Annotated in this window: 24 protein-coding genes and 1 pseudogene; 2 read left to right on the forward strand and 23 right to left on the reverse strand. The window is 28.5% G+C overall.

Going from position 1 to position 22,728, the window contains the following annotated elements; all coding sequences use genetic code 11:
• Window positions 1–14 precede the first annotated feature (14 nt).
• The 4 genes and pseudogenes from HUJ77_RS09905 to HUJ77_RS09920 all read right to left on the reverse strand — a co-directional run.
• Window positions 15–251: pseudogene (locus tag HUJ77_RS09905) on the reverse strand (DUF1846 domain-containing protein); the annotation flags it as partial.
• Window positions 252–349: 98 nt separating this feature from the next.
• Window positions 350–1,291, reverse strand: a complete 942-nt coding sequence (locus HUJ77_RS09910) for a hypothetical protein (protein ID WP_291708424.1) — start codon at window positions 1,289–1,291, stop codon at window positions 350–352.
• A 65-nt stretch (window positions 1,292–1,356) separates the two neighbouring features.
• Window positions 1,357–1,692 (reverse strand): hypothetical protein, encoded by a 336-nt coding sequence (locus HUJ77_RS09915; protein WP_291708425.1) that lies wholly within the window; start codon window positions 1,690–1,692, stop codon window positions 1,357–1,359.
• Between the two features lie 110 nt (window positions 1,693–1,802).
• Window positions 1,803–2,021, reverse strand: coding sequence for a hypothetical protein (locus HUJ77_RS09920; RefSeq protein WP_291708426.1), 219 nt, complete (start codon window positions 2,019–2,021; stop codon window positions 1,803–1,805).
• A gap of 175 nt (window positions 2,022–2,196) precedes the next feature.
• Here HUJ77_RS09920 and HUJ77_RS09925 point away from each other — a divergent pair, with 175 nt between their 5' ends.
• A complete protein-coding gene (locus HUJ77_RS09925; protein ID WP_291708427.1) occupies window positions 2,197–2,583 on the forward strand; it encodes a PadR family transcriptional regulator in 387 nt (128 codons plus the stop codon).
• A 73-nt stretch (window positions 2,584–2,656) separates the two neighbouring features.
• Window positions 2,657–3,136: a hypothetical protein gene (locus HUJ77_RS09930; RefSeq protein WP_291708428.1), complete on the forward strand. Its 480-nt coding sequence runs from the start codon at window positions 2,657–2,659 to the stop codon at window positions 3,134–3,136.
• A gap of 29 nt (window positions 3,137–3,165) precedes the next feature.
• On the opposite strand, the gene HUJ77_RS09935 is transcribed toward HUJ77_RS09930, so the two are convergent.
• The 19 genes from HUJ77_RS09935 to HUJ77_RS10030 form a co-directional block, all read right to left on the reverse strand.
• The gene (locus tag HUJ77_RS09935) at window positions 3,166–3,363 is read right to left on the reverse strand and encodes a hypothetical protein (RefSeq protein ID WP_291708429.1); all 198 of its coding nucleotides are present in this window, start codon (window positions 3,361–3,363) and stop codon (window positions 3,166–3,168) included.
• Between the two features lie 62 nt (window positions 3,364–3,425).
• Window positions 3,426–3,935, reverse strand: coding sequence for a hypothetical protein (locus tag HUJ77_RS09940; RefSeq protein ID WP_291708430.1), 510 nt, complete (start codon window positions 3,933–3,935; stop codon window positions 3,426–3,428).
• A 10-nt stretch (window positions 3,936–3,945) separates the two neighbouring features.
• Window positions 3,946–4,128 carry a hypothetical protein gene (locus tag HUJ77_RS09945; protein ID WP_291708431.1) on the reverse strand — a complete coding sequence of 61 codons (183 nt, stop codon included), beginning with the start codon at window positions 4,126–4,128 and terminating at the stop codon, window positions 3,946–3,948.
• Between the two features lie 19 nt (window positions 4,129–4,147).
• Window positions 4,148–4,708, reverse strand: a complete 561-nt coding sequence (locus HUJ77_RS09950) for a hypothetical protein (protein ID WP_291708432.1) — start codon at window positions 4,706–4,708, stop codon at window positions 4,148–4,150.
• Between the two features lie 196 nt (window positions 4,709–4,904).
• Window positions 4,905–6,221 (reverse strand): uracil permease, encoded by a 1,317-nt coding sequence (gene uraA / locus HUJ77_RS09955; RefSeq protein ID WP_291708433.1) that lies wholly within the window; start codon window positions 6,219–6,221, stop codon window positions 4,905–4,907.
• A gap of 35 nt (window positions 6,222–6,256) precedes the next feature.
• Window positions 6,257–8,599 (reverse strand): xanthine dehydrogenase family protein molybdopterin-binding subunit, encoded by a 2,343-nt coding sequence (locus HUJ77_RS09960; protein WP_291708434.1) that lies wholly within the window; start codon window positions 8,597–8,599, stop codon window positions 6,257–6,259.
• Window positions 8,600–8,638: 39 nt separating this feature from the next.
• Complete coding sequence (locus tag HUJ77_RS09965) at window positions 8,639–9,100, reverse strand: (2Fe-2S)-binding protein (RefSeq protein WP_291708435.1); 462 nt, start codon at window positions 9,098–9,100, stop codon at window positions 8,639–8,641.
• Window position 9,101: 1 nt separating this feature from the next.
• The gene (locus HUJ77_RS09970; protein WP_291708436.1) at window positions 9,102–9,938 is read right to left on the reverse strand and encodes a xanthine dehydrogenase family protein subunit M; all 837 of its coding nucleotides are present in this window, start codon (window positions 9,936–9,938) and stop codon (window positions 9,102–9,104) included.
• Window positions 9,939–10,032: 94 nt separating this feature from the next.
• The gene (locus HUJ77_RS09975) at window positions 10,033–10,374 is read right to left on the reverse strand and encodes an OB-fold domain-containing protein (RefSeq protein ID WP_291708437.1); all 342 of its coding nucleotides are present in this window, start codon (window positions 10,372–10,374) and stop codon (window positions 10,033–10,035) included.
• Between the two features lie 3 nt (window positions 10,375–10,377).
• Entirely contained in the window at window positions 10,378–11,574 is a 1,197-nt protein-coding gene (locus HUJ77_RS09980; RefSeq protein ID WP_291708438.1) for an acetyl-CoA acetyltransferase, read from the reverse strand.
• A complete protein-coding gene (locus tag HUJ77_RS09985) occupies window positions 11,562–12,245 on the reverse strand; it encodes a hypothetical protein (protein WP_291708439.1) in 684 nt (227 codons plus the stop codon). Before HUJ77_RS09985 ends, HUJ77_RS09980 begins: the two co-directional genes overlap by 13 nt.
• A gap of 34 nt (window positions 12,246–12,279) precedes the next feature.
• Window positions 12,280–13,071 carry a cyclase family protein gene (locus HUJ77_RS09990; RefSeq protein ID WP_291708440.1) on the reverse strand — a complete coding sequence of 264 codons (792 nt, stop codon included), beginning with the start codon at window positions 13,069–13,071 and terminating at the stop codon, window positions 12,280–12,282.
• Window positions 13,072–14,229: a DUF1116 domain-containing protein gene (locus tag HUJ77_RS09995; RefSeq protein WP_291708441.1), complete on the reverse strand. Its 1,158-nt coding sequence runs from the start codon at window positions 14,227–14,229 to the stop codon at window positions 13,072–13,074.
• Between the two features lie 291 nt (window positions 14,230–14,520).
• Window positions 14,521–16,080: an acyl-CoA synthetase FdrA gene (gene fdrA / locus HUJ77_RS10005; RefSeq protein ID WP_291708443.1), complete on the reverse strand. Its 1,560-nt coding sequence runs from the start codon at window positions 16,078–16,080 to the stop codon at window positions 14,521–14,523.
• Window positions 16,077–17,051 (reverse strand): DUF2877 domain-containing protein, encoded by a 975-nt coding sequence (locus tag HUJ77_RS10010; protein ID WP_291708444.1) that lies wholly within the window; start codon window positions 17,049–17,051, stop codon window positions 16,077–16,079. Before HUJ77_RS10010 ends, fdrA begins: the two co-directional genes overlap by 4 nt.
• A 181-nt stretch (window positions 17,052–17,232) precedes the next feature.
• Entirely contained in the window at window positions 17,233–18,879 is a 1,647-nt protein-coding gene (locus tag HUJ77_RS10015; RefSeq protein WP_291708445.1) for a PucR family transcriptional regulator, read from the reverse strand.
• Window positions 18,880–19,179: 300 nt separating this feature from the next.
• Complete coding sequence (locus HUJ77_RS10020; RefSeq protein WP_291708446.1) at window positions 19,180–20,460, reverse strand: FAD-dependent oxidoreductase; 1,281 nt, start codon at window positions 20,458–20,460, stop codon at window positions 19,180–19,182.
• Complete coding sequence (locus tag HUJ77_RS10025) at window positions 20,457–21,452, reverse strand: sulfide/dihydroorotate dehydrogenase-like FAD/NAD-binding protein (RefSeq protein ID WP_291708447.1); 996 nt, start codon at window positions 21,450–21,452, stop codon at window positions 20,457–20,459. The genes HUJ77_RS10020 and HUJ77_RS10025 overlap by 4 nt, the downstream gene beginning before the upstream one ends.
• A gap of 100 nt (window positions 21,453–21,552) precedes the next feature.
• Window positions 21,553–22,725, reverse strand: coding sequence for a D-alanyl-D-alanine carboxypeptidase family protein (locus HUJ77_RS10030; protein WP_291708448.1), 1,173 nt, complete (start codon window positions 22,723–22,725; stop codon window positions 21,553–21,555).
• Between the last annotated feature and the right edge of the window lie 3 nt (window positions 22,726–22,728).

Consider the following 22,728-nt stretch of genomic DNA (forward strand, 5'->3'; position numbering starts at 1 on the left):
TCCCCTCTTATTTAATTTCTTTCTATGTCACCAGCATAAACACAAATAACAACTTCAACTTTTTCTTTTAATTTTTGAAGTAGTTTTATTTTAGCATTTTCATCAAACCCTGGTAAAACTCTTTTTGCATGTAGATCATACATTAGTTTTCCACCAAACTCTAAATATAACTTATCATAATTATTTACTCTTTCTAAAATATATTTAGATTGTTCTTCTAAATACTTTTTATGATCAAATCCTACTTTCATATATCTGCCCCTTTTCTATATTTTAAACTTCCTTCATAAGTAATTATTATACAACAAATGTACTAGTGTTTCTATAAAAATAATAAGCATATATAATTTTATATACATATGCTTATAGGTAAAATCATTATCATTTTACCCGTTATATTACATTTAGGTCTTTTGGGTAAAATTATATTTTTAGATCTAAGTATGTTTAAGTATGGTTCAATTGATTGTAAAACTTTTTCATAATACTCTTCTTGGGAGGACTTTCTTAATAAACTGATACATTTATCATCATCCTCTTTAATCATCATGACTTTACCAAATATTTTGCAAGAACATTGAATAAAATCAAAAGTATTATATCCATTATTAACAAAATTATTTTCATTAATTGCTAGAACTATAGAGGTATCAGAATTCTTTAAAACCAAATCAGTAGTTCCATTTTTAGTGATTTTATTTTTTAAACCTTCTAATAGCCTAGTAATAATTCCAAAATCTAAAACTTTGGCAATATCTTTTTCTTTATCAAGATATGCATTTAAAAAATCAACTCCATAACAACTTAAACTTTCTATTAATGTATCTATATATAATGGAATAGAAACTTCTTGAACACACCCAGTTATTTCGATATAATCTCCAACCTTTATATTATGGTCTTCTACTGATTTAAAGTTTATAGCATTTATAACGTTTTTATTTTTGTACATGTTAGTTATTAAGTCATTATGAAGAGTAAATACTGTAGTTATCTTCTTTATTTCTTGCTCATTTCTATCAAAATCTCTGCCTTCTAGTCCTAAAGATCTTTCTGAACCATCTTGAAAATGTTCTTCACATATATTATGCCTACTTTTATATCCAGATATTTTATCCTTTTGATTTTTATAATCTAATGCATTTGAACTTCTATCACTTATTCTAGCATTTCCTCCTATTGTTCTATCTCTAATTCTTCTATATGTTCTTATATCAATATACCCATTTAATGCTACTGAGTTTAAATTTTTAATTAATAACTCATCTAAATAAACAAGTAAATCCAACATAATTTCCTCCTAGGAATACATGCTATACACATATTATATTAAATTTATAGAAGTTTAATAACTAATTATTTTCCTTTATTTTTATTTGTAAGAATATTCTCAAGTTCTTTAATTAATTCTTTATCACTTTCTTGTATTTCCAAAAGACCTGAATTACTGTCTTCAATTATTTTTAATATTGTTAATTCATCTTCTAATTCCTTTATCTTTTTCTCTAATTCTAATTTATTCTTTTTTGATAATTCAAAAGAATATACTTCTTCTTCACATACAACACAAGTTCCGTATAACTTATTATAAGTTACTTTGCCTATATTAAAATCCTTAGTTTCTTTTTTTCTTCTAATAATTATAGGTTGAATTTTTTTACACTTTTCACAAAAACATTTCTTATCGAGCATATTTTCACCTCTAATATATTTTAACACATTCTTTTTATCTTTACTTTATTATATACTATTAATTACATAAGATAAAAGGATGCAAATTAATGCATCCTTTTATTACATTATTACCAACATCCACCTAGTAACAATAACCATAATAATGGAAATCCACAACCGCCACCGAATCCACCGCAGCCACCAAAGCCACCACCAAATCCACCGCAGCCACAGTTATTAAATCCACAGCCACCGCAATTATTAAATCCGCCACATCCGCAATTGTTGAATCCACCACCGCAGCCTCTACAATTGTTACTACAGCAACATCTGCTTCTTTTTGACATGTTTATCAACTCCTACTCTTTTGTTTACTATATACTATTCCTTTGTTTTTATTTTGGTACTTTTATTATTTTTATTAATTTTTTCATCATTTACAAGTATATTATTTAAGAATATTTTATTTAATTGTAAAAACTGTTTCTTTATGTTAATATACTTTTATAAGGAGGTATTTATATGGAAAAAAGAAATAGATTAGTTGCCCCTAGAAATGTTGTAAATACTAAAATGCTATATAGTTTTTATATACTAAAAGAATTGGCTAAAGGAAATACTATTTTCGGAAACAAAGTACTTGAAGAATTTAGAAATAAATTTTCTTCTACATCTTTACCATTTCCAGTATCTTCTAGCACAATATATGAAACTCTGTACGATCTTGAAGTAAAAGGCTATGTTACAAGTACTTGGACTGGAGATGAATTTTTAAATAAAAGAAGTAAAAAAATATATTCTATTACTGATAGTGGTATAGAATATTATAAAAATCATATTGCTGACTATATTAACAATTTAAATAAAACAAAAGCTACTTTAGATACTATGATTAATATGTTAAAATAAATTTTTTAATATTATCATCTTTTCATAGCAATAAAAATATTATAGTTTATATATTATTTTCCAAGGAGGAGCTATGAAAAAACAATTTAATATTGAAGATTACGAAATAAACCATTTTTATTTTAATTCAATTGAAAAATCAATAAATTTTTATTCATTAAAAGATTGCTGTTTAACCCTTAAATTTGAAAATATTAATTTAAGCAGCTATAAATTTGTTTCTGTATTTTTAAAAAATATAAAGACACGTGAAGTTCTTAGGTGTGCTTCTAAAATAGAGGATAATTCTTTAGTCATAAACTTAAAAAGTTTAAATGATTTATGTACAAATTACGAATATAGTATAATAGTAGCTTTAGAAAATTATGATTATTCTACTACTATTTATCCTCGTTTAAAGCCTTTTAATAGTAAAGAGAATTCTATTATCTCATCATCTATTAATTCTAATATACAATGGTTTTTAAGAATATTAGAAAATGGCAAATTAAGATTATCAACTATATATTTATTTAACAATTTGGAAGAAGATAAAACTAAAATTACAATGTAAAAATGGTACATACTTCTATGTACCATTTTTTAATAATATTTTGAGTTTAATTGTTTTAAATAACACTTTTCAGAGCAATAAATATTTAATTCTTCATCACTTATATATACTTGTCCATATTTTATTACACTGTTACAAACAAAACAAATTAAATCTTCATTGCTCTCTTTTTCATCACTAGTATTTTCTTTATTTAACTTATTAAAAACACCTTTTATTTTATACATAAATCCACCTACAACTAATAATAACTATGTTTATGTTATTATCGGTATATTTATGTTATTATTTAATATAACTTATTTATTTGGGCCATTTTAATGTATTCATCAATGCCTTCAATATCATTATAGAATAAAGGAAATTTTAAATTATAGTTTCCCCATATTGTGGCTTCATATTTATAAAAATAAAATGTAATAAAGAATAACTCTCTTGTACATAATCTTGTAAATAACTTAATATAGTTTTTGTTATTAACCTTATAATATATATCCTTATCATTTACTTCATTAATAACTTCTTCAAATAATATATTATCTTCAATATTCAAGTTATCTTTTATGAAACTGATACTCTCATAATTCAACCTATTTTTATAAAAATCTATAATCAAATTTCCATCATTCATATTATAAAATTCTTCAAAAGCCTTTATAAAATCATCTTCATAATTAATATGTCTATTAATTGGTGATAATTCTATATATTTATAATTATCAAAACCATCTAGAATATTATTAAATCTGATATTTATAATATTTTTAAAATTTATATTATTAACTGATTCTAAATTCATTACACTCTCCTTATGATAAGTTATTCCATTTATTAAGTTGCATTCTCACTTCTTTTATAAGTTCATTCAAACTATCACCTTCAATTTCTAGTGATTCATTTAAAGTATTATTCTTTATAATTTGCTTATACCTAACTACTCTACTATGATCAATATCCCAGAGTTCATAAATTCTACTTTTTTTAATATCCATATATATCACCTTTAAATAATTATACTTTAAAGATAGCCCTTAAATTTCCCTCTTCATCGGCTGATGAAATTCCTATCTTATTCTTAATAGTGTCACTATCCTTAAATAAATATGCATTATAGTGAAAAATATTTTTAATTACATCTCTTACATTATATATTATTAATACTTCATACTTAACAGACTTTAAGGAGGTACTAACAATATTATTTAAAAAATCAATTCTATTAAATGATGAAACCTCTAATATAAGCATATATCTAATGTTAGGTCTTAGATTAACATTATGTATTAGATTATGTATTGCTGATAAATCCTTAGTTAAGTCTGTTTCCCTTATTATATTTAATTTTGTTGAAGAAGTACTGATAGTATTAAACTCATATTCCTTCCAATCTATTTCATTGTTTCCATCATCACTCTTTTTGCTTGAAACAAAATATCCTAATAATTTTCCTAATGTAATAAAATATCTATTTTCTTGATTTATTATATCTGTACTTTTGCTCCCTATACTTAACCCTAAATTGACATAGTTTCTTATTAAACCATTAAATAATATCATTAAATCTATGTCCATTATAAATCCTCCTTTGTTAGTAATTATACTTATATTTTAACATTTATTTCATAAATTCTCCACTTTATATTTGTTTTATACTTATTTACGAGTATATTATTTAAGATAAAAAATATATAAGTTCTTTTATATTTTAATAAATTAAAAAGACAGCATCAGAATTTAAATTAGAAAAATCCTTTACTGCCTCCATTAACTATTTATTAATATTTTCACTATCTTCAATCTTATGACTTTGATCTATTTCATCCCTATACTTAATTTTATATTCCTCATTTAATATTCCAATTTTACTGAAGGCATAAATTGTAAGTGATAAAATCATTCCAACTAAGGCTGCAAGTACCATTCCACTAACACTTACTGCTCCAACTTTAATTGTAGCACCACAAGTTCCTACTAAAAATGTAATAGCACCTAACACTAAATTATAGTTCTTAGCATAATCAACTTGTTGTTCAACTAGCATTCTTATACCAGATATAATAATTACACCATATAGGAATAATGTCATTCCACCCATTACTGCTGAAGGAATAGTTGTTATAACAACTGATACCTTTCCAATAATAGAGAATAGAATTGCAAGTATAGCAGCACCTCTAATAACCCATACTGAAAATACTTTTGTTATAGCCATAACCCCAATATTTTCACCATAACTAGTATTTGGAGGTGATCCAACACATCCAGACATAAGATTACTAATACCTTCTGCTAAGAAGGATCTATGCAATCCTGGATCCTTAATAACGTTTTTACCTATAACATTTCCAGTTACCATTAGGTCTCCTATATGCTCAGCTATAACAACTAAACATGCAGGGGCTATAATTAACATTGCATTAAAATCAAGTTTTGGTGCAGTAAATGTAGGAAACTTAAACCAAAGGGCATTTGCTATAACTGAAAAATCAACCATACCCATAAAGCAGGAAAAAATATATCCAGCAATAACAGCTATAAGAATAGGTATTACTTGTATAAATCCTCTAAATAATAAAGAACCGAGAATTGCTACTCCTAAAGTAAACATTGCTACAATAATTACATCTGTGCTTGCTCCCCCAAGTAAACCAGCTTGTTCTGCTGCAACAGGTCCAAGTTCAATACCTATAGTTGCAATAACTGCACCTACAACAGGTGGTGGTAGTGCTATATCTAGCCATCTAGTACCAACAGATTTAATTATACGAGAAAGGATAAGGTATAGTATTCCTAGAAAAATAAATCCACTTTGAGCGTATGAATAGTCACCATACTCTTTAATTACTAGTAATACTGGAGAAATAAATGCAAAACTTGATCCAAGATACATTGGAATTTTACCTTTTGTAATGTAGGAGTATAAAATCGTTCCTATACCATTCATAAGTAATGCTATGGCTGGATCTACTCCAAAAAGAATCGGAACAAGAATAGTAGCACCAAACATAGCTGTTAAATGTTGAAAGCTTAATGGCAATGTTTGAAGTAAAGGTAATTTTTCGTCTACACCAATAGTACGTCTCATTAATTCACTCTCCTTATATATATTTTTTAAATTTTTTACCTTTTATTTAATGCCCTATAAACTTTATCTGCAGTAAAAGGAAGTTCATATATTTCTACACCATTAGCATCTGCTATTGCATTGCCTATAACTGAAGTAATAGATATCATAGGATGTTCTGCACAACCTCTAGCTCCATATGGCCCATCAAGTTGTGGTGTTTCAACAAAATGAAGTTCTATTTTCCCCGGCAAATCTTGCATTGTTGGGATCTTATAGTCAACAAAATTTCTTGTTAATAATCTTCCTTTTTTATCATAAATCATTCCTTCACTCAAAGCTGTACCAAGGCCTTGAATTATTCCCCCTACCACTTGTCCTTCTAAAAGCATTTTATTCATAACATGTCCAACATCAAAAGCAGATGCTATTTTTAATATTTCTATATCACCAGTATTTTTATCTACTTCTAGCTCTATTCCATGAGCTCCAAATGTCCAATCTAATGCTGGTCTTCCTTCACCTGTTTCTTGATTTAAGAAAGTTAATCCCTGAGCTATACTCTTACCTCTTCCTATTAAAGGTCCTCCAATTGAATTACCATTTGAATAAACATATCCTATGGCTATCTTGTTATAAGGAAGTGTATTTTCTGGATGCTGTTTTACATATACACATTCATCACCTATGGCTAATTCATGTTTAGCTGAATGAAGAACAGTTGCACCTATTTCATATATCTGATTTACTAAATCATCACAGGCTTCTATAATGGCATTTCCTGCTAGAACAGTCATACGACTTGCTACAGTTTGCCAATCATAAGGAGCTGTATCTGTATTTGTTTCATCAACTACATGTATTTTTTCTAATGGAATATGAAGTCTTTCTGCTATAATTTGAGCTAAAACTGTATAAGTTCCTTGCCCGTAATCAATACCTCCAACATTAAATTTTATTGAGCCATCTTCATTCATTTGAATTAATGCAGATGATGCTGACCAAGAAGGCATTGCTGGTGCTTTATGAAGAACTGCTATTCCTCTTCCTTTATATTTTCCTGTCTTTCTTTCATTTTCCTTTTCTTCTTCACTCTTTTCAGTTCCAAAGCCTATACTATCTTTAACTAATTTTAAGCATTCCCTAACATTGCCTGTATTCTCAGTTATTATTTCACCTGTAATAGTTTTAGAGCCAGGCTTTAGTAAATTCTTCATTCTAAATTCAAATGAATCCATATTTAATGCCTTAGCAATTAATTCCCTTTGTCTTTCCACTGCCCAGAAGTACTCTGCATGTCCAAATCCTCTATATGCTGTACCAAAAATATGATTAGTATAAATTGTATATGAGTCTACATTAATATTATCTATCTCATATGGTCCAGCTGCTGAATACCCAGAAGCTCTCCCAATATTTACTCCATAATCTGCATAAGATCCTGCATCCCATAAATATTCTATTTTCTCTGCTACTATCTTTCCATCTTTCTTTACACCAGTTTTAATTTTTGCTACTAAACCTTGTCTACATGGAAGAGTTGATGTTTCTTCTTCTCTGGTTGGACAAAGTTTAACTGGCTTACCATTTGCAGCTTTTGAAAGCAATACTACTAATGGTTCTAAATGAATACCTGCTTTTCCTCCAAAACCACCACCTACAAATGGAACTATAACTTCTATATTTTGCTTTGGAATTTCTAGAGCAACACTCATTAAATCTCTTATTGCAAAGGGAGCTTGTGCACTACTCCACACTTTAATTTTATTTCCAACTGACCATTTTCCAATTACATTATGAGTTTCCATAGGAACATGAAGTACTTGTGGCTGAGTAAATGTATTTTCTACAATTAAATCTGCTTCTTCAAATCCTTCTTCAAGATTTCCTTTTCTTATTTTAAAATGATTAGCTATATTTGTTCCTATTACAGGACTAAATACATTTTCCATCCATTTATTACTAGATATATCTTCATGAACTAATGGTGAATCTGGTTTTAAAGCCTCTTCAACATCTTGTACCACAGGAAGTTCTTCATATATTACTTCAATAAGATCTATAGCTTTTTCTGCTGTTTCTATGTCTATAGCTGCTACAGCTACTACAGCTTCTCCATAATATCTTACTTTATCACATGCTAAAATTGGTCTATCTATCATATATATTCCCAGCTTTTGATAAGCATCTTTTCCAGTTAATACAGCTTTTACTCCTGGTAATGATTTTGCTTTAGATATATCAATATTCTTTATTAATGCATGTGCATATGGACTTGTTTTGATCTTAGCATATAACATTCCTTGAAGTTTAATATCATGAACATATAAAGCTTGCCCAGTAACTTTTTCAATACCATCTAATCTTGTTACTCCTTTGCCCACGTAATTATAATCCAAAGTCATTCCTCCTTTATAAAAAATTTTAATAATCTTATTTTATTCTTTTATAGCTTCTTCTACAGATTTTATAATAGCTTCATATCCTGTACATCTACAAAGATTTCCTTGCATAGCTTCTTTTATTTCTTCTCTATTTGGTTTAGGATTGCTATTTAATAAAGCTCTTGCAGACATTATCATTCCAGGTGTGCAAAATCCACATTGGAGGCCATTATTCTTAATAAATGATTCTTGAAGTTTTGAAAGTTTACCATTTTTAGCTTCACCTTCAATTGTTTCTACCCTTCCTTCAGCAGCCTCTAATGCCATAACTAAACATGAGTTAACAGCTTTTCCATTTAAAATAACTGTGCAAGCCCCACATTCACCAGCACCACATCCCTCTTTTGTTCCTGTTAACTCTAACGCTTCTCTTAATAACCAAAGTAAGGTTTTATTTTGTTCCACTTCTACAAAAACTTCTTCTCCATTTACATATAGATGTAATTTTTCTTTCATTTTATCCCTCCAAACTTAACTCTTCTAATATCTGATTTGATAAATATCTTGCCATTTCAATTCTAAATTCTTTACTTGCCCTTTGATCACTTATTGGTTTTATTGACGTTGTTATTTTTTCAACAATAATTTCAATATTATCTTTAAGTTCATCTTTTCTTAAGTTATTAAAATCTTCAATTACAACTGGTACAGGTGCAGCTGCTGTAATGGAAACGTTTAACCCAGAATCATTTTTTAAAAACATGGAAACACCAATTTGTGCTAAATCATGTCCTTTTATTCTTGACTTTCTTCTATACTTTCCAATTCCTTTAATAGGTGAAAAAATAATTTTACTAACCAATTCATTTTCCTTTAAAACTGTTCTTTTAACCCCTATAAAGAAATCTTTCAAAGGTACTATTCTTCCTCCAGTTTTAGATAAAATCTCTAATTTCCCTTCAAGAACAATAGAAGGTCCTAGCATATCTCCTCCAGGAGATGCATTACATATATTTCCTAAAAGTGTAGCTCTATTTCTAAGTAAACTATTAGCTAATGTTTTAGCAGCCTGAATTAATATTCCATACTTTTCATTAATAATCTCTGAATTTATTATTTCATTTAAAGAAACTGCTGCACCTATTTCTAATCCTGAATCTTCTGTATATCTTATTTCTTGTAACTCTTGTATATTCTTAATGTCCATTAAATAATTACAGTTTATTAATCTATCCTTTAGTGCAATAATAAGATCTGTACCACCAGCCAATATTTTCAAGTTCTTGCCATAGCCATCTAAGAGTTCTAAGGCTTCTTTTATACTTTCTGGTCTCAAGTACTGAAGTTCTTGCAATTTAATCCCTCCATTACATTTAATTTTTAAAAGCTCCTATTATACTAACTTTTATTTATATTGTAGTACAATAGAAGCTTCGTCTTAATATATTCTATTCTATAGGTTTAAAAATGAAACCATAACAATCCCTACCAACAGTTTCTTTTATAACTCCAACTGTTGTATTTAATTTCATACCTATTTCAAGGTCTTCAGAATCAATTTGTCCAGTAGCAGTTAATCCATTATCAAATTTGACTATTCCAAAAGCTAAATAAGGCTTCATATAACCTTCTGGAAGATTATAAACTCTTGTATAAGTTAATAATGTTACTTCCCCCCCTAGTTCAACTTCTTCAAATTCTCTAGCATCACATTTTCTACATACATAATGCTTTGGATGATGAATTTCTCCACAAGTTGTACATTTATAAGCATACATCTTTTCACTCATCTTCTAATCCTCCACCTTTGTTAATATTGTTGAAACTACATTATTCCCAAAGCCACCAAAGTTAACTGCAAGTCCTACTTTAGCACCTTCCACTTGTCTTCCTGTAGCTTCGCCTCTTAATTGTTTTACTAATTCAACAACTTGAGATACTCCTGTTGCTCCTAGTGGATGCCCTTTTGCTTTTAATCCACCAGAAGTATTTATTGGAATTTTACCTCCAACTTTTGTTTCTCCATTACGTGCTGCAATATGTCCTTGTCCTCTTTCAAAAAATCCTACTTCTTCAGATTCAACTACTTCGAGAATTTGGAATGCATCATGTAATTCTGCCACGTCTACATCTTCTGGCTTAAGTCCTGCCATTTCATAAGCTTTTTTTGCAGAAAGCCTTACTGCTAATAAATCAGTAGGAACTTTTCTTTCAGCTACTACATGTGTATCTGTAGCTTGACCTATACCTGCTATCTTAACAGGTTTTTTATTAAATCTATCTGCTACATCCATAGCACATAAAAGTACAGCTGCTGCTCCATCTGATACTGGACATACATGATATAATCTTAATGGTTCTGCAACATAAGGATTTATTACATCAGCATCTTCATCATCAGCAATAGCATATAAACTTGGAACTACATGAATATGTGCAACTGGATTATGCAGCGCATGTTCATGATTCTTAACAGATACAATTGATAAATCCTTTTCAGTTATACCATATTTCTCCATACATAATTTAGTAAACATTCCTGCAAATGATGGTAGAGTTAGTCCATAATTATATTCTGCTTCTGGGTGTAGCATAGTTGCAACAAAATCTGTACCTTCCCATCCACTTATTACTCTCATCATTTCTCCACCAACAACTAAAACTGCATCACACATACCACTAGCAATTGCCATATAACCAAGCTTTATTGCTGAGCCACCTGAAGCTGGTCCATTTTCTACGGTATCAGCCATAGCAGGTCTTAGATTTAAAGTATCTACTAAAGCAGATGCAACACCACTTACTCTATTTACCATTCCTGCACCCATGGATGCAACAAAAACTTGATCTATTCCATGATTTTCTCCAGTTTTAACACCAGCATCATCTAAAGCTTCTACTGCAGCTTTACTAAGCATATCTATAAATGTCCCTCCAGACCATTTACCAAACTTAGTGTGTCCGATGCCTACTATACCTACTTCACGCATCTTCTATATCCTGGTTTTTGAGCATAAGTTTCTGGAAGGATTGGGTTTAATGAAGTTTCAAGTAATTCTTCTTTAACTGGACGTCTTCCTGTACATTTAAATTTCTTGTGTTTTTCCCATAATGCTTTAGTTAAAACATAGGTTGGAACTCCACCTAATTCATGCCATACTTCTTGTCTTGATTCTAATTCATATTCTATCATCCATCTCTTAAATCCATTTGGACTTTCTGCTACTATCCAAACTTCTTCTTGATTTAAATAATCAAAATGATATTCCATCTTAGCTGCAAATAATTGAGCCCCTATTCTTAATCCTTGTTTTAAAGTCATTGTATGGTAAGACATTCCAGACTTTTCATCTATCATACGGCCATTAACTATACCAACAATTATTCCGTCTATTGTTCCTATTAAACAATACTCATCTTTTACTCTATATCTATAATATCCTAATAACTCAGAATAAAATCTTGAAGCAACTATATCATAAAAATCTTTTTCTACATCCATTAATGGTTTTATAGCTTCTAATATTAGTGGCACTTCTTCTCTCTTTATTTGGCGTATAACCATCTTTTCTCCAGTAGCTAGAGTTATATATTTTGCTGGATATTCAGGCATATTACTTTCAGCAGGCCTTAAAGTTTGTTCCATTTTATCTATTATCATAACTTAACATCCTCTCAAAATTATTTTTTTATTTTTACTTAGTATCAAAGGCAACTATACGAGATATACAAGATTCTCCACCTTCAAATCTCCAAGGGAAACATCCAATTATTAATCTTCTTCCAAGAACCTTATCTATATCTCCACCAAGATTTTCAGCATGAATTATATCAACTGGGAATAAATCATAGTGCATAAATTGATAATCGTCTTCTGGGAAGAAATCATCTAAGCCTTTTCCATATTTAGATTTTAAGAATTTATCTGCTTTTCTAGCTTCTTTTGGACACCATTCACGAATCTTTGTATTCATTGGATGATCCGCAGAACCACAGTCAACACCTATCCATTTAAATTCCATTTCCTTACACCAATCAGCAAATTCTCTTGTAGGCCCTGGATGTCTTACCATAACTCTTTCTTCGTCAGCCTCTGGTTCATCCCATCCATATTTATGATAACCTGTATTTATTATAAGAATATCTCCTTTTCTAACATCTGCTCTATCCATAATGTCTTTTGATGTATAAATCCCATAATCTTCTGCTATATCAGAAAGGTCTACAACTACTCCTGGTCCAACTAATTCTTCTAGTGGAATACTTGCAATATCTCTTCCATGGGTACAGAAGTGAAGAGATCCATCTAAATGTGTACCAACATGATTAGAGTGAGTCAATACTTGACCATTTGCTCCATTTGAAGATAATCTTTTAAAGAACTTAATTTCTAATGGCTCGTAAGTTGGCCATGGTGGTGTTAAGTGACTAAGTTTTTGAGTTAAATCATACATTTTTACATTGCTAAAAGCATCAATAATATTCATTTAAATCCCCCGTTCATTATTTATATATTTATTTATAAATGCATTTAATGCATCTTCAAAACATTTTATAGGTGGGTGAACTATACCTGCTCCCACTTGTCCAACTCCAGCCTTATTACAAGCTATTCCTGTATTTATTACTGGTAGAATTGATGTCTCAATTACTTTTCTCATATCAATCCCTGTTGGAGTACCTTTAAAGTTTAAATTTGGTAGTTTATAAGCATTGTTTTCTCTAAGAGTTATTTCATACATATTATTTGTATAATTAATAGCATCCTTAGGTGTTCCCCCTACAAATTGAACAATTGCAGGTGCTGTTGCCATTGCAAATCCACCTATTCCTGCAGTTTCTGTAATACAGCTATCTCCTATATCTGGATTTGCATCCTTTTCATCAAATCCTGGAAAATAAAGTCCTTTAACTAATTCACAAGGTGCTGTAAACCACTCTTTAGAAGTTCCACTTACTCTTATTCCAAAATCAGTTCCATTTCTAGACATAGTATAAACAACGGTACTATATAGTATATCTTCTAGTGGGTCTAAGCTACATTTACATGCAGGCATTGAAATATTTAAGAAAAAGTGATCATTTTTATCAATAAATGATAAAACATCTGATTTTATTTCATCAGAGAATCTTGCCTTAACTATATAAGGTGCTAGTTCTCTAAATATTAATGAAGTTCCAGCTTTATTCCTGTTATGTCCTTCATCTCCCATTTGAACTATTTGCCCAATTATCCCTTTTAAATCTATAGGACCTCTAATTTCCATAGTCTCTTTAATTACTGGAGCTAGAATGTTTTCTATCCATTTAAGTCTTTTAATAACTTCATCACTAAAAGCACCAAATCTTAGTACTTTTCCTAATCCTTCATTAAATGTACAGTAAGCATAATTCCCAAAGGCTTTATTTTGAAGCTTCCACACTGGCATTGAATAAGTAACTACACCAGCCATTGGACCTACTGTATTGTGATGGTGACAAGAATCAAAAATTATTTCTCCTGAAGAAGCTAAATTCCTTGCTTCTTCTTCATTAGATGCTAATCCTTCATATATAAGTCCACCTATAATTGCTCCTCTTAAAGGCTCACTCATTCTATTCCAAGTAATAGGTGGTCCTGCATGAAGTATAGTTTTTTTGGTCATACCTGGTATATCTTCTCCTGCTTTTCCAACTCCTAATATAACAGGCTGTGCTGCTAATAATTTTTCTACAGCCTCTTTATTAGCATTTTCAATCTTGGTTTTGATATCTTCATCTTCTAATAAATCTAATTTTTTACTAGTTTCACTTGGTGGNATTTTATTTTATTATTTCTTTGTATCAAATTTAATTTTTGTTCTTTTAAGTCCTTATGAAAGGCTTCTAAACCAAGATTTACAATATTTAAATCATTTTCAAATAACTTATTAATTAAAGACATTTATTTCACCTCCTTATTTTTTTATTTCTTTAAGAATTCTTGAAGTAAGTCTTATTGCTTGTGCATTTGAAGGCATTAATATAACACCTGCTTCTTCTAGCTTTTCTTTTTGATCTCTGTAACTTTGTGGGTCTTTATCAGTTCCACAAATATATCCTATTACTGATAAATATTTATTTTTACTTTCCATTCTCTTTTTAGCTTCAATAATATATGGCAGCATTTCTCCTGCTGGATCCATATTGGAACCATATCCTATAACAAAATCCATAAGAACAACTGCAATTTCTTCATCTAAAGCTTCTATTTGTAATCTTTCAACTCTTCCTATTGGATCAATCATTGGGTGTGGCCTTCCAACTGTAAAGTCATCATCACCTAAGTCTAAGCAAGTATCTTTTATACTAATGTGAATATCTTCTAACCTAAACTCAGGGGATAAAGGAATATTAGAATATATAGAAAATCCATCCTTACCTAATAGTTTCATAGCTTCGTCTGCTAATGTTCCACCAGTATATAATGCTCTTAAATATTTTTGTGAATGATGTAATTTTGATACTTCATTTTTTACTATTTCATCTATCTTTTTATCTGACATTTCAAATCCTTCATAATCAATTGGTTCTATACCTTTTGATAATGCATAAGCCTTATGAGCAGCATCTTCTAAGGTAATACATGGGTAGGCTCCACTCTTTTCTATCTGATTTTTATCTCCACCAATAAAATTAACTACCACTGGTTTATCTGTAGTCTTAACCATTTGTAATATTTTTTCAGAAACTTCTTTTGCAGGAGGTTTAGATATCAAAACGATTACATCAGTAGAATTATCATCTATAAGTGATTTAAAGCCTTCAATCATCATTATTCCTCCTACTTCACTTTTTAGATCTCTACCACCAGTACCTATTACTTGAGATAGACCTACTCCTAGCTTATCAATAAGCACTGTTACTTCTTGAGTTCCTGTTCCTGATGCTCCAACAATTCCTATATTCCCTCTTCTAACTACATTTGCAAAACATAAAGGAATTCCATTAATTATTGCAGTTCCACAATCAGGTCCCATAACCAAAAGTCCTTTTTCTCTTCCAATGTTCTTTAATTCAATTTCTTCTTCTATGGTTACATTATCACTAAATAGCATTACATTTAGTCCCTTACTTAAAGCTTTCTTTGCTTCATAGGCTGCATATTTTCCTGGTAGAGATATTACTGCCATATTAGCATCCTTCATATGATTTATAGCTGCTATTAAAGTTTTAACTTCTACTTCTGTTTCTTCTTCTTTTTGTTTAAAATTAAGTAATTCATTTACTCTATTTATTATTCTTTCTAAAGCATCATGGTCTTCTGAATATGCTGATATAAAGAAATCATTTGGTGTTAATAATCTTATTTCATCATTAGAGAGATTTAAATTTTCTGCTAATTCTTTATTTAAATCTGTGGCCATTCCAACAATTACTTCTTTAACAGCATCCATTTTTTTAACTTCTTTTGTAATAATCATTAAAGCTACTGAATCATAATATACATTTTTTCTAATATCTACACATAATTTCATTTCCAATTCCTCCTATATCTAATATCAGTGATAATACTAGCGCCAATATATAATCCAAAGGCTATATCACTTCCTGATGTTTCTCCAAAGGAAATAACCTGTTTTAAATCATTTGTTAATCTTTCATTATCCTCTTCTGTTAATAATGTAGTCATTAGTTGCTTTATTCCAATATTTATTGATCCCTTTGCTGAATGTTTAAGCATTTCACTACTTACTTTTGTAGTTTTATTAATTGATTTTTCTATTAATTTATTATTAAACTCATATATTTTTTTAATATCTAAGTTATAATAATACGATAAATATATAGTTGATATCATAACTCCGCTTATGAAGTCATCAATTGATGGTGTTAATCCAAAACCAAAACCAATAATTTTTTCTCCATACTTTTGTATATTATTGATGTCATAATTCATAATTGCATTTAAGAATTCTAGGAACCTATCTTTTATAAATAAATAACTTTTATTGTTATCTATATCCATATTTTTATAAGAATCTTCTAAATAAATTTTATTTAAATTATTTTCAATATGTTTTTCAATATCCTCTAGAAATGGACTAAAAAAATCTAACTTCCCATATTTAAATAAATCAACTTTCATCTTACTTAAATTATTTAAAAGTGCTTCTTCTTCAGTATATTTAAATAGTCTTTCAATCTTTGAATCATATATTTTGCACATTCTTAAATCAATATTGAAAGTTAAATCACTACAAAATACTAACTCATCTGTAAATACAAATTTTTTATTTCTATCTATCCTTGTAAAATCAAAATTTTCTTTATTATCAATTACTATACTCATAGGAGATATTATTTTTTCTTTAGTTAAGATTGTAATTAAGTTATCTTTATATTCTAAGTTACATGCATTATTATATATTGAATGAATCTTGGCTATTATTGTCGTATTAAGTTCAATTTCTTCTAACAAATCCTTACTTATAAATAATGCCTTCATATTTTTCATCCCTTTATAATTTTGTTTTTATACTTTATTATATTTATAAAATTCTATAATTATATTAGAAAGCCTTTGTGTAATGTTTATAAAGATTATAGATTCTCTTTGTAAACATTTACCAAAATAAAAAAAACGCCTAAAAGTCAATCTCTTTATTGACCTCTAGGCACTATTAAAATTATTCTATTATATCTAATATTTTTAAAGCTATTTGTAGATTTAAGCTATTATCACTTTCTTCTATATCTAATCCTGTAATTTCATTTATTTTGTTAATTCTATAAACTATAGTATTGTAATGCATATACATATTTTCTGATATTTTCTTCATATTTCCATTAAATTTAAAATACTGCTTTAATGTTTTTACTAGTTCTGAATTATATAGCTTATCATGCTCTATAAGTGGCATAATTGTATCTTTACAAAAGTCAATAAGTTCTCCTTTTATTTCATCATGAGCTAAGAGTCTATATATACCTAAATTATCATAATGAATTATTGATTCAGTAGTACCTTTACTTAAATGCTCAACAATAAGCTTTGCTTGTTCTTGACTTTTATATAATTGTGATAAATCTAAATAGCTTCTTCCTATCCCTACTATTATTTCCATTGAAGTAATTTTCTTTGATGCTTCTGCATAAATCTTTTTGCATAAACTCAATGTATCTTCTTTAATCCTAACTGGATCATAACTTTTAGGATTTCCATATAAAATTATAATCCTATCTCCTCTTTCTACATATAATATATTGCTTTTATATGACTTAATAACTCTATTTATAATAAACACTAAATTATTAATATCTTTCTGATAGTTCTCTAAGTTTTCTTCATTCCATGCTCTTAAAAGTATCTCTATAACACAATACCTATTATCAATATTAAATTTATAATTTTTTGCTTTTTCAATAGCTCTTTTCAATCTAATTGGGCTTTGGCTTAGTAAATCATCAAAAAATTCTAATTTATAATTACTCTCCATATTATATATAGAAATCTTTTTTGCAAATTCTAACATTATAATATTTATATACAATTCAATAATCATTTGATGTAAATTACTTATATCACTATTATCAATCCATATAAATACATTACCATATTCAATATTATTTATAGTTATAGGTATAGTTATCCTTTTTATATCAAGTCCATTTAATTTATCTATATCTTCGTAATAGTGTCTTTTACAGTAGTTTTGACTGCTAATAAATTTGTATATTATATTTTCAATTTCACTTTTATTTATTTCATTTCTACAAATTACTTCAAGTCTATCGTCTATGTTTTCATATATAGCTAATGTATTTCCAATATTATTATATAATTTTTTTGCTATATCCTTTAGGTTTCCACCTTTTATTATAATCTCTAGAGCTTCTTTATTATATCTTTCAATTTCTATTAAAAGTCTAGCTTGTTCACTTATAACTTGAGTCAATATAGCTGAAATTATATCTGTATGAGATATATTAAGAGGAACTTCTAAAATTGGAAAGTTAATTTCATTTGCTAATTTAACAATATTTTCTGGTAGTTCTTTTACGTATCTCCCAACCTTAATACCTAAGCCAGAAACACCTTTTTCCTTAAATTTTGGAATTATTTCTTCCAATATTTGTACATTATCTCTAATGGAATAAGCAGTAGTAATTAAAAGTTCACCGGGGCTAACCCACTCAATAATATCAGGTACCTCCATAACATTTACTTTAGTTATTTTATTTTTTAATCCTCCGTTTCCAGCAAGTACATTAGAGTTCTTTAATATCTCTAGTTCCAATAACTTTTCTAAGGATATACCTAAGTTAGTCTCCATAAAAAAACCCCTTTAATTTTTATTAAATAATATATATTTATGTTTAGATAATTTTTGTATATGTATATTTAACATATTTATTATACATTACTTAATTACAGTTAATTTGTATTAATATGTAAAACGAAAAAATTATTCATACTATTTATATTTAATAATCTAAAATTCATTTTATTTATATAATTTTTTAAATAATACTTATCTTTTTTTGATTAATACTTATTTACGAGTATTTTATTTAAGTATTACGTTGCTATAGTATATAAAAAGCACCTAGTTTCAAACTAGATGCTTAATTATTTATACTAATTTTTGATTAAATACGTTATCTAAATTAACTTTACTAATTCTCTTCTTTATTTCTTCTTTATCTGTAATATATAAACCAAAATCCTTCATTCTTTTAAAATATTCTGCACCTGCAAAGGTATATCTATTTTTTCTACCTTCTCTAGTTTCAGCTTTTTCATTTGCATAAGAAATTATATCTCCAATTGCAATTGATGAAGGTAATATTAAAAGTGGTATACCCATAGCTAATCTTACAGCATTATGTCCTGCTAATGAGCCAGTAACTATTGCTTCTGTATGACCGACGAATAATCCTGATTTTTCTCCTGCACAAAATAGGTTATCTACTCCCTTTACCTTTAAATCATTAGTTCTTGGAGCCACTGATAAATATCTTATAGAATTCCCTTTACTTCCCGCATATGGATCAACATATTTTGCATTTTCAAGACCTTTAATTTTTCTTAGTTTCTTTAATGGATAGTAGGTAGTCATAAGCTTTGCATGTCCAGTATCTAATAAAATTATATTCTCTGCAAATTCCTTTAAAGCATATTGTTGGCATACCTTAGCATTAAGCTTATCATAGTTAATATCTTCTGCAGGAACTTCTAATATAACACAGCCTGTGCTATCTAATTGTTCCACAATGTCTTTTGATAAACTTTCCTTAGCTAACTTACATGAGCCAGAAATTGCTCCTAATGAATCCTGATCCCTTTCTCCTTGTATATCTGATACTCCACATCTTTCACTTATACTAAGCCTTGGTCCAAATGCTGGACATCTTAAAATACACATTGAACAACCATTTCCATATCTTAAACAGTTCCCCATTGGTCCTGTGGTTCCAGTAGTTTCAATAAATACATCTCCCTCTTCATAACTACCATCACTAAGATAAATTCCCTTAATTTTTTTATCTTCCAACTTAACATCAGTAACTCTGCTTTCTATATGAATATTAATACCCATATTTTCTAAATACTTACTTATCTTACCTTCAATTAAATTCACATCATATAATGTAGCATGCTTATGACCTGGGAATTCTATATCTTTATGTCTTGCAGTATTATCAACAATATCTATTAAATCTCCAGCACCAAGATTTATTAATTCTTCAGAGGCTATCCATCTTCCGTTATTTCTCATTATGCCTCCAACATTTCCAAGCCCTAATAATAAATCAGTTTTTTCATATAAATGAACTTCTGCTCCTGCTTTCTTTGCTGTTATAGCAGATGCACAGCCAGCCCATCCTCCCCCAACAATAATAACCTTTGTCATATAAATCTTCTCCCTTCAAATACCTTTCTTGGATCTGTTTGAACTTTACAAAATCTTTTTACCCTATGTCCTGAAAATCTAGCAGTACAGCTTCCACATATTCCTTCCCCACAACACATTTTTATATTGTTACAGCATGAAAGCTTTATATCTTCTCTATTTATACTATTTAAATAATCTATTAGTTTTACACTTAGTATGTCTGCCCCTGCAATATGAATATATTCAATATTCTTTTCAGACAATAGATTTTTAATTAATACTTTCCCTTCATCACTAATGTCCCCTTTATCTATTAGAACCTCATTAATGATTTCAACATCATAATCTTTCAAATACTCTTTTACATAATTATCTTTATAAGGTGATTTATCTAGGATTAATGTTATTTTATTATTATTTTGATGTAAATTCCTAATTACAGGAATCATTGGAGCCATTCCTATTCCTCTTGCTAGTACTAATACGTTATTATTTATTTGAGTTTTTAAATTTTTTAAGCCAAATACTCCATTCCAATAAGGTCCTCTTATAGTTAATATGCTGCCTTCCTTTATATTTAATAAATTTTTTGTTTTTATTCCTCTAATTTCTATCATTATAGATACAATATTTTTTTCTATATCTGACTCTAATATAGATATAGGAACATCAAAATACACATTATTTTCATCTGGTCTAATGAATATAAAGCTACCTGCTTTTACTAAATCTATAGCTAACTTGTGAGGGACTTCAAACTTAATTAATAATACATCTTTTTCGTAAAGTTCTGTTTCTTTAACTAAACAATTATATGTTTTCCTTCCATCTTTAGCTTTAGAATCATTATTAATAAATTCGTGATATATACAAACCCCCTTCCAGTTTAGACAATCACAAAAACAACTTCCCTGCAATTGTGAACAAACTATACATTCACCTGCTTCAGCTAACTTACACGGACAAAATTCTGTGCCTGAATCAATACATTCTACAATTTCCCTCATTATTTTATATCTCTCCAAAGATTTCTTATACAATATTAGATTATTTATTATAATTTATTTTGTTACAATCTTAATAATAAAAAGTAGAGGCATTGAAATACCTCTACTTTTCACCAAGTATTATTTTTTCTAATTCTTCTTTACTTATATTTATGTTACTTATTAAAGGAAATTTGCTTTTTTCATATAGTTTCTCTTTAATAGATATCTTCCCAATTATATTCCCTTCTTCTATATCTATTATGGGTTTAAAAACTTCTACTTCTATAACATCACTTTCTTTATAACCATAAGTTAAATCCTCTTCATTTATGATTTTACCTAGGCCTGCAACTTTTTCTTCCTCTAATATTTTTTTATTATTTTTATTGATAAACTCATTACTCTTTACAACATAATTATATATTTTTTCTGTTACATTCCATCTATCAACACAGTTTAATACAACTATTATTATATTTTTACCATTATGATTTATTGATGAAACTAAACACTTGCCAGCACCACCTGTATATCCAGTCTTTACACCATTTGCACCTGGTATTTTATATAATATCTTATTAATGTTTTGATAATCTCTAGTGAAATTATACTTATCCTTATACATTACCTTTTCTCCAACACATTCCCTAAAAATATCATATTCCATTGCTTTTGATGTTAAAATTGCTAAATCATATGCGGAAGAATAATGTTTTGGACTATCTAGTCCATGTGGAGATTCAAAATGTGAATCTATTATTCCTACACTTTTAGCAAAATCGTTCATAATATTAGAAAATCCCTCTATTGATCCTCCAATATCTTCTGCAATAGCTATAGCAGCATCATTACCAGATCTAAACATCAATCCAAATAATAATTCTCTCATAGTTATTTCTTCACCTGCTGCATATCCTACTGTTGAGCCCCTAATAGATGAAGCATTTTTACTTATGGTTACTTTTCTTTCTAAATTACCATAATTTATTGCTATAAGGGCAGTTAAAATTTTAGTAGTACTTGCCATTGGTACTATTTCATATCCATTTTGATTCCATAATACTTCATTAGTTTCAGCGTCTATTGCAATAGCATTTCTAGCAGATACCTTTAAAGGAGAATTAATATTGACATCATCTAAAGATATATCTATAGAATCTTCTTCTAGTATATCAATGGACTCATTATCATTGTCAATATTATCATCAGTAACAGCTTTAACTGAATATATATCCCATGTAAATGTCAATAATACTAATAAAATAGTTGCTAAAATTTTTTTTATATTTTTCATATT

Source organism: Clostridium sp. (genome assembly GCF_021443865.1).
Classification (GTDB): domain Bacteria; phylum Bacillota; class Clostridia; order Clostridiales; family Clostridiaceae; genus Clostridium.

Bases quoted from the DNA above. Each gene is read 5' to 3' on its own strand.
- HUJ77_RS09910 (WP_291708424.1), bottom strand. From the start codon at position 1,291: ATGTTGGATTTACTTGTTTATTTAGATGAGTTATTAATTAAAAATTTA.
- HUJ77_RS09915 (WP_291708425.1), bottom strand. From the start codon at position 1,692: ATGCTCGATAAGAAATGTTTTTGTGAAAAGTGTAAAAAAATTCAACCT.
- HUJ77_RS09920 (WP_291708426.1), bottom strand. From the start codon at position 2,021: ATGTCAAAAAGAAGCAGATGTTGCTGTAGTAACAATTGTAGAGGCTGC.
- HUJ77_RS09925 (WP_291708427.1), top strand. From the start codon at position 2,197: ATGGAAAAAAGAAATAGATTAGTTGCCCCTAGAAATGTTGTAAATACT.
- HUJ77_RS09930 (WP_291708428.1), top strand. From the start codon at position 2,657: ATGAAAAAACAATTTAATATTGAAGATTACGAAATAAACCATTTTTAT.
- HUJ77_RS09935 (WP_291708429.1), bottom strand. From the start codon at position 3,363: ATGTATAAAATAAAAGGTGTTTTTAATAAGTTAAATAAAGAAAATACT.
- HUJ77_RS09940 (WP_291708430.1), bottom strand. From the start codon at position 3,935: ATGAATTTAGAATCAGTTAATAATATAAATTTTAAAAATATTATAAAT.
- HUJ77_RS09945 (WP_291708431.1), bottom strand. From the start codon at position 4,128: ATGGATATTAAAAAAAGTAGAATTTATGAACTCTGGGATATTGATCAT.
- HUJ77_RS09950 (WP_291708432.1), bottom strand. From the start codon at position 4,708: ATGGACATAGATTTAATGATATTATTTAATGGTTTAATAAGAAACTAT.
- uraA (WP_291708433.1), bottom strand. From the start codon at position 6,221: ATGAGACGTACTATTGGTGTAGACGAAAAATTACCTTTACTTCAAACA.
- HUJ77_RS09965 (WP_291708435.1), bottom strand. From the start codon at position 9,100: ATGAAAGAAAAATTACATCTATATGTAAATGGAGAAGAAGTTTTTGTA.
- HUJ77_RS09975 (WP_291708437.1), bottom strand. From the start codon at position 10,374: ATGAGTGAAAAGATGTATGCTTATAAATGTACAACTTGTGGAGAAATT.
- HUJ77_RS09980 (WP_291708438.1), bottom strand. From the start codon at position 11,574: ATGCGTGAAGTAGGTATAGTAGGCATCGGACACACTAAGTTTGGTAAA.
- HUJ77_RS09985 (WP_291708439.1), bottom strand. From the start codon at position 12,245: ATGATAATAGATAAAATGGAACAAACTTTAAGGCCTGCTGAAAGTAAT.
- HUJ77_RS09990 (WP_291708440.1), bottom strand. From the start codon at position 13,071: ATGAATATTATTGATGCTTTTAGCAATGTAAAAATGTATGATTTAACT.
- HUJ77_RS09995 (WP_291708441.1), bottom strand. From the start codon at position 14,229: ATGACCAAAAAAACTATACTTCATGCAGGACCACCTATTACTTGGAAT.
- fdrA (WP_291708443.1), bottom strand. From the start codon at position 16,080: ATGAAATTATGTGTAGATATTAGAAAAAATGTATATTATGATTCAGTA.
- HUJ77_RS10010 (WP_291708444.1), bottom strand. From the start codon at position 17,051: ATGAAGGCATTATTTATAAGTAAGGATTTGTTAGAAGAAATTGAACTT.
- HUJ77_RS10015 (WP_291708445.1), bottom strand. From the start codon at position 18,879: ATGGAGACTAACTTAGGTATATCCTTAGAAAAGTTATTGGAACTAGAG.
- HUJ77_RS10020 (WP_291708446.1), bottom strand. From the start codon at position 20,460: ATGACAAAGGTTATTATTGTTGGGGGAGGATGGGCTGGCTGTGCATCT.
- HUJ77_RS10030 (WP_291708448.1), bottom strand. From the start codon at position 22,725: ATGAAAAATATAAAAAAAATTTTAGCAACTATTTTATTAGTATTATTG.